Source organism: Rhodoferax sp. GW822-FHT04A08, from assembly GCF_058801025.1.
This window is the reverse complement of record NZ_JBXAMW010000060.1, coordinates 1-1751: the sequence shown is the minus strand read 5'-3', so window position 1 is coordinate 1751 and position 1751 is coordinate 1. Positions and strand designations below refer to the sequence as shown.

The window sequence follows — 1751 nt, the reverse complement described above, 5'->3', positions numbered from 1 at the left end:
ACACCCGAGGTCAGGAACAGATCGAACAAATCCCCGTCAATGTGCTTGTCCTTCTTGAAGAAGGACAGGATCTTGATGGACTCCGACAGCGTCTTGGCCTTCTTGTAGGGGCGGTCCGAGGCGGTAAGCGCCTCGAAGATGTCAGCGATGGCCATGATGCGCATGGGCACGCTCAGTTCATCGGCAGAGAGCTTGCGCGGGTAGCCGGTACCGATCAGGGTCTCGTGGTGGGTGCCAGCGTATTCGGGCACGCGCCGCATGTTCTTGGGCAGGGGCAGTTGCTCCAGCATCATCAGGCTTTGCATCACGTGCTCGTTGATCTTGAAGCGCTCCTCTTCGGTGAGGGTGCCGCGGCTTACGCTGAGGTTGTAGACCTCGCCATAGTTGTACTGGTGTTCCGGTATGTTGACCTTGAAGTTCCACTTGGGGTCCAGCACTGCCTTGCTGGTGCGTGGAATGATGTGGTGCGCCTTGTCCGACAGCAGTTGCTCGGTTGCGGGCAGGGCAGCCGGTGCATCGGTGTAGCGCTTGAGCTCTTCGTGGGCCAATCCGGCACGGTCGTCAAAGTGACGCAGCCAGGTCTGCTGGGCTATCTGCTGCAGTCGCTGCACTTTCTCAGGCGCCATGTATTCGCCACCCAGGTTGCACTCGGCCACAAACGCGAAGTCATCCAGCAGCTGTGCACGCCGTGCGTCAAAAGCGGCTTGTGCATCCTGCGCATCGCCGCCACCGGCCAGCGCTTCGAGCTGGGTGATGCGGGCATCGCGCAGCAGCACTTCAAAGCGCATGCGCACCTCATGGATGCGGTTGTAAATGGTTTCGAGCTTGCAGGCCTTGTCCACCACATACTCCGGCGTGGTGACTTTGCCGCAGTCGTGCAACCATGCGCCAACGCGGAATTCCCGCCACTCGTCTTCTGTTTCAAACTTGAAGGTTGACAGCGGCCCTGTGGTTTGGGCCGTGGCGGCTTCGGCCAGCATCATTCCCAGTTCGGGAACGCGCTCGCAATGGCCGCCGGTATAGGGGCTCTTGGCGTCAATCGCGCCGGCAATCAGCTTGATCAGCGCGTCCATGAGTTGCCGCTGCGCGTCGATCAGGTTCTGGTTCTCGATGGCCACGGCCGACTGCGCCGCCAGTGCCTCGACAAATCCAACCAGATCCTTGGGGAAGGGAATGACCTGGCCCGTCTTGGGATCCTGCGCGTTGAGCAGCTGGATCACACCAATCACTTCGCCCTCACGCGGACTCAAGGGGACCGTCAGCATGGAGATAGTCCTGAAGCCGGATTCTTCGCTGAACTTCTTGGTGCCCGACATGTCAAAGCGCGTTTCCGCATACACGTCATCCACGATGACGGATGTGTTGTTGTTGGCCGCGTTCACCACCACGTAGTGGTTGTTCGGCTTGCCGTCAGCGTTGAAGAGCGGAATTTCAAAGGAGGGTAGCGCATCCTCGTTGGTGCGCTGGGCGAACACCAGGGTGTTTTGTTCGGTCTTTAGAAACAGCGTGGCAGCAGCGCAATGCGCAATCTCACGGGCGCCAAACAGCACGTGGCGCAGCAGCAGCGAGCGGTTCTGCTCACGCGAGAGCTTGATGCCGTTGTCCACCAGCCGTGCCAGCTTGTCCTGCGAGGTCTTGAGTTCGTCGGTGCGGTTCTGGATGGCGCCATGCATGACGTACTGCGCGTCGCCCAGCGCCTGGACTTCATAGAGGATGGAGCGGGCCCGGTGTGGCTCCTGCGAGAAGTCCAG

1 protein-coding gene is annotated in these 1751 nt (G+C 60.2%); it reads right to left on the bottom strand.

Annotated elements, in window-relative coordinates:
• Nucleotides 1-1751: HD domain-containing phosphohydrolase (locus AC1RMF_RS26550; protein WP_493145547.1), on the bottom strand; the 1751-nt coding region annotated here is incomplete at both ends.